General features: G+C 58.5%; 11 protein-coding genes. 9 read left to right on the top strand and 2 right to left on the bottom strand.

The features are described from left to right. From AVME950_RS20810 to AVME950_RS20800, 3 genes are all read left to right on the top strand, one after another. A partial coding sequence (locus tag AVME950_RS20810) for an RHS repeat-associated core domain-containing protein (protein WP_284431252.1) occupies window positions 1–854 on the top strand: 854 nt, incomplete at its 5' end. After that, window positions 851–1438 (top strand): hypothetical protein, encoded by a 588-nt coding sequence (locus tag AVME950_RS20805; RefSeq protein WP_284431251.1) that lies wholly within the window; start codon window positions 851–853, stop codon window positions 1436–1438. The genes AVME950_RS20810 and AVME950_RS20805, both read left to right, overlap by 4 nt. A gap of 308 nt (window positions 1439–1746) precedes the next feature. Next, window positions 1747–2418, top strand: coding sequence for an RHS repeat domain-containing protein (locus AVME950_RS20800; RefSeq protein ID WP_284431250.1), 672 nt, complete (start codon window positions 1747–1749; stop codon window positions 2416–2418). On the opposite strand, the gene AVME950_RS20795 is transcribed toward AVME950_RS20800, so the two are convergent. Together AVME950_RS20795 and AVME950_RS20790 are read right to left on the bottom strand one after the other, a co-directional pair. Further along, window positions 2342–2791: a hypothetical protein gene (locus AVME950_RS20795; RefSeq protein ID WP_284431249.1), complete on the bottom strand. Its 450-nt coding sequence runs from the start codon at window positions 2789–2791 to the stop codon at window positions 2342–2344. The two genes, AVME950_RS20800 and AVME950_RS20795, sit on opposite strands and share 77 nt — an antisense overlap. A 44-nt stretch (window positions 2792–2835) precedes the next feature. After that, window positions 2836–3189 carry a DUF4406 domain-containing protein gene (locus AVME950_RS20790; protein ID WP_284431248.1) on the bottom strand — a complete coding sequence of 118 codons (354 nt, stop codon included), beginning with the start codon at window positions 3187–3189 and terminating at the stop codon, window positions 2836–2838. Between AVME950_RS20790 and AVME950_RS20785 the strand changes: the two genes are divergently transcribed. The 6 genes from AVME950_RS20785 (at window position 3179) to AVME950_RS20760 (ending at window position 6574) form a co-directional block, all read left to right on the top strand. Then, on the top strand, window positions 3179–3475 hold the full coding sequence (locus tag AVME950_RS20785; protein WP_284431247.1) for a hypothetical protein: 297 nt from the start codon (window positions 3179–3181) through the stop codon (window positions 3473–3475). The two genes, AVME950_RS20790 and AVME950_RS20785, sit on opposite strands and share 11 nt — an antisense overlap. Next, window positions 3438–3896, top strand: a complete 459-nt coding sequence (locus AVME950_RS20780; RefSeq protein ID WP_284431246.1) for a hypothetical protein — start codon at window positions 3438–3440, stop codon at window positions 3894–3896. The genes AVME950_RS20785 and AVME950_RS20780 overlap by 38 nt, the downstream gene beginning before the upstream one ends. 153 nt (window positions 3897–4049) lie before the next feature. Then, the gene (locus AVME950_RS20775; protein ID WP_284431245.1) at window positions 4050–4673 is read left to right on the top strand and encodes a hypothetical protein; all 624 of its coding nucleotides are present in this window, start codon (window positions 4050–4052) and stop codon (window positions 4671–4673) included. 84 nt (window positions 4674–4757) lie between these two features. Further along, a complete protein-coding gene (locus AVME950_RS20770; RefSeq protein ID WP_284431244.1) occupies window positions 4758–5165 on the top strand; it encodes an HNH endonuclease in 408 nt (135 codons plus the stop codon). Window positions 5166–5336: 171 nt separating this feature from the next. Beyond that, entirely contained in the window at window positions 5337–5879 is a 543-nt protein-coding gene (locus AVME950_RS20765) for a phage terminase small subunit P27 family (RefSeq protein WP_284431243.1), read from the top strand. After that, a complete protein-coding gene (locus AVME950_RS20760; protein WP_284431242.1) occupies window positions 5852–6574 on the top strand; it encodes a hypothetical protein in 723 nt (240 codons plus the stop codon). Before AVME950_RS20765 ends, AVME950_RS20760 begins: the two co-directional genes overlap by 28 nt. The last annotated feature ends 63 nt before the right edge of the window (window positions 6575–6637 follow it).

The following is a 6637-nucleotide window of genomic DNA, read 5'->3' as shown; positions in this document are numbered from 1 at the left end:
ACATGCCGCAGGATCTGGCGCAGGCCATGGCGGGCAGCGTGGGCCAGTTGCAGGCCGAGCGGCAGGCCCAGGCAGCGGGCAACCCGCTCACCATCCGGCACTACCTGTGCGACCACCTGGGCACGCCCATCGGGCTGGTGGATGGCAACGGAGAGAAGGCCGGCGAGATCACCTGGGCGGCCAGCTACGGCGCCTGGGGAGATGTGCAGGAGGAATACAACCCGCACCGGATCGAGCAGAGCATCCGGCTGCAGGGCCAGCAGATCGATGCCGAGACCGGGCTGCATTACAACCGCTTCAGGTACTACGACCCTCACCTGGGGCAGTACATCACGCAGGATCCCATTGGATTGGGGGGAGGAATCAACTTATATCGTTACGTTGAAAGACCAACTACTTATATTGATCCATTGGGCTTGACAGGGAATGCTCACCAACGCGCCGTTAAACGCGGTGAGGTGAATAGACAAGCATCAATTGATGCGCAGACTGCTGGGATGCTTGAGGCGCCCAGTCATCCATTGGACAAGGTTTATGACGTGGTTAATCCGAACGAAAAAGTTTGGAAACAAGCGAGTCCTTATGACTACACACAATATTGCAAAAAATGGAGCAAAAATAAGTTAACTTGCCAGTCTGGAGATAAAGAGCCCGGCAAGGACGTTAAAACTCCTTCAGATTACATACCGGAAGAATCGATGTGGAAAAGTTCTGAAATCCCAAAGGGATACGAATGTGATACGCCTGTGTACTTTAAAGATTTGCAAGAAAGAGGCACGGCACCTACTGCGGATACTGATGATATTATGGATTTGGCAAATAAAATGAGGCAACGAAGAGGATCTCGAAAATGATTAAATCGATATGTTTTGCAATTGTTTTTTTGATTTCTTTTGATATCAAGGCGGAGAAATTTCGCAATGATATTGATTGTTCTGCCATGTTTTCGGAGGATTATATTTTTGCAAGATTCCCTGTGTTAAACCCAAAAAAAATATGGCAATGGCACGTTGTTGAAAGGACTGTCGAACGTCCTGAATACGCGTGGATTGCAGAAACTGGAAAATATAAAAATGGTAAATTTGAAGGTGATGGATTCGCTTTTTCATCATTAATTGGATCAGCTGATTTAAAAAATACCTCGCCCCAACAAGGGAGTCTCGGTGATTTGATAAATGCGACCAAAAAAAATGCTTTTTTCACAAAAAAATCGCCGCACTATCTGGATGAGCAAAAGAAGGATAAATTAAATCATTTAAGTATAATCCGGGCAAAAATTGTCGATGATGATGCCGTAATGATGATGGTGGTGGACAAGCTGGCAACAGATGAGGGTAAATCTGGCAATCCAACACATATGAAATTGACAGCAATATTTCCCGATTTAAAATATTCTTATACTTGCACGCCAAAAATTGAATTGATAAAAATGAAATAGTTATGAAAGCGAGAGCATCAATGCCCTGAACCAGCGCACGCGCCACCAGTACGACGGCGCGGGCCAAGAGCGACGGGCGCGGGCAGGGGCTGGACGCCGGTGGCGCGCTACCGCTACGACGCGTTCGGGCGGCGTCTGGGCAAGGCATCCGGCACACGGTGTACGAGCCGGCCAGCTTCGTACCGCTGCTGCAGCTGTGCAGTTGCTGATGCAAGCAGAGCCGGGCGAAGACGCCACGGATGCGGCGGACAGCTTCGCGGCCATGCCGCGGGCGCAGCGGGAGATGGTGCAAGGCGGCGCTGAACACCGTGCTGGACCCCGCCAGCGGCGCGCAGGCACTGGCCCTGGTGCAAAAACACATGCCGCAGGATCTGGCGCAGGCCATGGCGGGCAGCGTGGGCCAGTTGCAGGCCGAACGACAGGCCCAGGCAGCGGGCAACCCGCTCACCATCCGGCACTACCTGTGCGACCACCTGTGCGACCACCTGGGCACGCCGATCGGGCTGGTGGATGGCAACGGAGAGAAGGCCGGCGAGATCACCTGGGCGGCCAGCTACGGTGCCTGGGGAGATGTGCAGGAGGAATACAACCCGCACCGGATCGAGCAGAGCATCCGGCTGCAGGGCCAGCAGATCGATGCCGAGACCGGGCTGCATTACAACCGCTTCCGGTACTACGACCCTCACCTGGGGCAGTACATCACGCAGGATCCCATCGGCCTAAATGGGGGTAGAAATTTATATCTCTATACAAATCAACCCATCACCATGATTGACCCGCTAGGATTGGAGGCCAATATCGTGGGCCATCCAGCTGCCGGTCCAGTGGGTAAATTGACCAATCCGAATTCGCATCATCTTGCCATTGAAATTTGCTCTTTAGTTTCAGTCAAAATCAAGCCTTTCATACGGCCAACAAGCCGAGGTCTTTTTCAAAGATGTAAACCACTCTGTCGCCGGCGCTTGCTATGCGAGCCATGAGCTTTGTCACCATGTCCTGCAGCTCGCCGGCAGAGAGTTGCTCCAGCTGGTACACGTGCAGATCGAGCGCTTCGCGGATCGCGTCCAGCTCGTAGAAGTACAGGGCGGTGGGTCGCCAGGTGCCCGTGGCCATGGCCCGGCCGCGGATGGCCTGGCTCGCCTGCAGCGCGGTCCCGATGTGTTCACGCAGCCCTCGCACGGTGCCGCTGGCCTCGATGCACTCGGCGATCTGCAGGGCGGTGTACAGCGTGTCTCGCTGCAGCTCGCTGGCCACGCCCGTGCGGAGACGCGCTGCGCACTCGCGCAGTGGTGCCATCAGCTCAGCGATCTCTGCATCCGTGAGGCGAGAGGCCCGCTTTTTTGCGATGTCCATGGGGTTGCCTATGCGACGTGGAACGCGGGGTTTGCGGCCGCGCGTCATGCTGGCCTCGCTTCCTGGCCAGGCTCTGCTTTCGACGGCTTGGCCAGTGCCAGACATGCCACCAGCCAGTGCACGGGCATGCCGAGCCCGTGGGCCAGTGCAATCTCCACATTGGCGCCCTTAGATGCCTCCCAGCCCTGCAGGATGGCCAGGCCGTCGCAATCCATCATGGCTTTGATGTCTGCACGCATGTGCACGATCCATGGCGACTCGATAGGCACGTCTTTCTCGGCCGGGTTGGTGACCACGTAGCCGGCAGCTCGCAGTGACTCCGCGGCCGCGCGAAAGGCGGGGTAGTTGAGGTGCTCGATGCCCGTCATCGGGCCGGATAGATACAGGTTGGAAATCATCAAAGCGCACATGCCTCGCACGATGGAGTGCATTGAGGACAGAGTGCGGCACTTCGGCCCGGAAGCGCGGGCGCTGGTGAGGCGGGCACTGCGTGGTGAGGCGGGCTGCTTCTACGCCATCGAGGCGGGGCATGTGGTGGGCAACCCGGCCGGGCTGGATGCGCGCACGCTGCAGGAGTTGGGTGAGTTCGTCGTGGTGTTTGGCTGTGCACACGCGCGCATATGGTCTGCCCGTGTTTGGAATGCGAATGCAGCAGCGGCAGGGAGCGACGATGGCGCGCATTAGCTGGGTGGTGAAGCGCCTTGAGAACTGGGCGTTGTGGGCATCGCGTGGCGGTGCAGGTAGTGGCGGGTACGCAAAGCAATCCGTGCTGGCCGACTGGGTGAGCGATTTGTGGGAGCGCGGCAGCTACAACAGTGTGGCCATCCCTGCATTCGAGGAGGAGGCGGCAGAGACGGACCTCGCCATCACTTCGTTCAAGGAGACCCGGCCGCATCTGGTGCGCGCGCTGTTGGCGTTGTACATTCAAGAGCTTGGCGTGCAGGAGGCGGCGCGGCGTGATGGATGCGCTGCATCAACCATGCATGCGCGGCTTGACCAGGCCGACATGGCCATTGCGATGTGGCTCAACGACCGGGCGGATGAAAGGCTGCGGTTGCGCGATGCGCTCAAAGCGAAAGGCATCGGGGGGAGTTTTACGACATAGAGACTTTGCGTACATTTCAGGCAACTGGTGTTTGGTGCGTCCCACCCGCTCATGCACCAGTCGGAACCCCGGCAGGCCTCGCGCTTGTCGGGGTTTTTGTATGGCTGTATTAGAGCAATAATCCGTCACTACAACTCTACGTAAGGGGCGGAAATGAAGGTCGCAGCAGAAGGTGATTCAGGGGATAAGCTGAAGCTATGCGCGCAATTGGTTGGTGAAACAATATTCGCCGTCGAGGGCATGACTACCGCCCTGCGAGGAGGTCTACTAATGTTGCAGATTCAAGGCGTAAAGCTTCCGCGCCCGGTGGTTAACGGCAAAGCAGAAAAAAAACGCTTGAAGGATCAGAGCTTGGCGAATCTCCTCAACGTCGCAGGCCAGTTGCCGGGCGTCATCACTGAGAAAGACATTCCGCCTCAAGCGAAGTTTCAGGATGGATTGAGAGATGAGCTGAAAGAGGCTGACAAGCAGTTGATGAGTGGGGTCGAAAAAGGGGAAATAGCCAGACTCAAAAGAAATGCGCTTGTGCACAGTCACTGGTATCGGTCCGATCCTTTTGGTAAAGGCGAGGTAGGGCTGTACAGATCCAAGTTGGCGGAAGGTGCGAGCAGGCCTGCAGAGTTCACGCTCGAAACTCCAGATACCTTGGGTTCATATAAATCCATAGCAGATGAAGCTTCCTCGCTCTGCGCCAGAGCCTTAAGAGCTTATTTGCTTGTTATCACTGGAGCTGGAACCATACCGTTGGCACAGCCGCAGTCAGGCGCGTTTAACTGAAAATTAGTGATCGTTGACTTGGACCCCGGCAGGCTTAGCTTGCCGAGGTTTTTGCATTCCGAAAACCAAAGTACATACGAAGCCATGACACCACGCCGCGCAGCCGACCGTAAGAACTTCGACGCGCGGCGCGGCAGCGCGCACGAACGTGGCTACACCTCTGTGTGGCAACGAGCGCGCGACGGTTATCTGCGCGCGCATCCGCTGTGCGCTAACCACAAGCGGCGCCGCGAGATCGTAGCGGCCACGGTGGTCGACCACATCAAAGCGCCGAGGCTACGTGAAGCCATGGAAAGCGGAGACCCTGAACGCATCACTGCATCTCGCGAAATGTTCTGGGATCGCGAGAACTGGCAACCCCTGTGCAAGCTCTGTCACGACTCTGACGAGCAGCGGATGGAAAAGTCAGAGCGGCAGATCGGATGCACCCCGGACGGTCGCCCCCTCGATGCGGGTCACCACTGGAACCGCGCAACAGTGGGGAGGGGGTGAAAACTCCCAGATCCATCGACTAAAGACCGACTGCTCCTCTCCGCTCGCAACTCCGGGAAATATGGGGGAGGGGGGGTATCAATGAAAGGGGGCCATATGGCCGGAAACTCGAATTCGGGCCGGCCTGCGCTGCCGCCCTTTGTGCACCAGCTGACCGGCAACGCCAGCAAGATGAACGCGGCCGCGCTGGCGAACGAAACCGCTGCGCTGCAGCTGCAGGCGGTGGAGCCAGAGCGGCCCGACTGGCTGACGCCACGCGCCGTGGCTGAGTGGAAACGAGTCGTACCAGACTTGCTCACGCTCGGCTGGCTGCACCGCCTGGACCGCATGGCGCTCGCCAGCTACTGCGAGGCGGTGGCCGACTGGGAAATGTTCCGCGAGCGCATTGCAGCGAAGAACGCCCGGTTGGCTGACAGCGGCGATGTTCAGACCTTTGCAACCGGGGCCAAGCAGATCAGCATCTGGCGCCAGCTGGCAAGCGATGCGGAAAAGCGCTTGAACGCTGCTGGCGCGGGTTTCGGTTTCACGCCTCTTGCACGGCGCAACATGAAGGCCGCCGCGGCGCCGCAGCAGGAGCTCTTCCAGAATGCCCACAGCGACGCCGCCACCAGCAGGGCCACGCCGCTGACGTCGTTGCGCCAGGCTACGGCACGCCGCTGCAGGTTGCGCGGGCGCTCGCACCGCTGGTGTCGGTGCTGGGCATCGGCCAGTTGATCTACGAGCGCGTGGGCGGCAAATACTGGGTGCACGTGTCCACGCTTGTGCCTGAGCGGCCCGCCAACCGCGTCATCACGATGAAGGGGCAAGGGCGCCCAGCTCGGCATAAAGGACGGCCGCTGATGACCGCCGGCATCTACACCTATGTGGCCACCGCCATCGGCGCCGGCTTACTTGCGGCGGCCGGCGCCTGGCAGGTGCAGGACTGGCGGTGGATCGCCAACACGCAGGCGGCCGAGCTGGAGCTCCAAAGCGCGCAGCGCCAGGCCGACGAGGCTCGCGCGTCCGATGCGCGTCAGCAGCGCCTTTTTAACGAGACGGCTGCAGGGCGCCACGCGGTGACTGTTGCAGGCATCACCCCCCAACTTTTAAAAGCCAATGACCACATCGCTACTCTTTCCGGTGATCGCCAGTGCCTCGGCGGCAGCACTGTCCGGGTGCTCAACACCATTGGTGCCCCCGCCCGTGGTCTCGGGCTACGAACCCCTGCCGGCCAATCTGAGGGTGCGGCCACGGCCGCTGCCGGATCTGCCGCTGACGATGCCGGCGGCTTCGCAAGCGAGCGAGATACCACCAACTGGATCGCAACCTGCAGGGCTTGGTACGGCGAAGTAAGCGGCCAGCTCAATGAGATCCTGAACATCGAGGATCGCCGGATCCTAGTGCACACGTCTGCACAAAGACCTAGATAAACATCGCAGACAGTCAGTCTTTTTGCTCCACAATCCTTGGTATCACTAGAGTTTTGAGCTTGA

The organism is Acidovorax sp. SUPP950 (assembly GCF_030158935.1).
Taxonomy (GTDB): Bacteria; Pseudomonadota; Gammaproteobacteria; order Burkholderiales; family Burkholderiaceae_C; genus Paracidovorax.
Note: the sequence above shows the minus strand (reverse complement) of the source record. Positions and strands in the feature narration are given on the sequence as shown.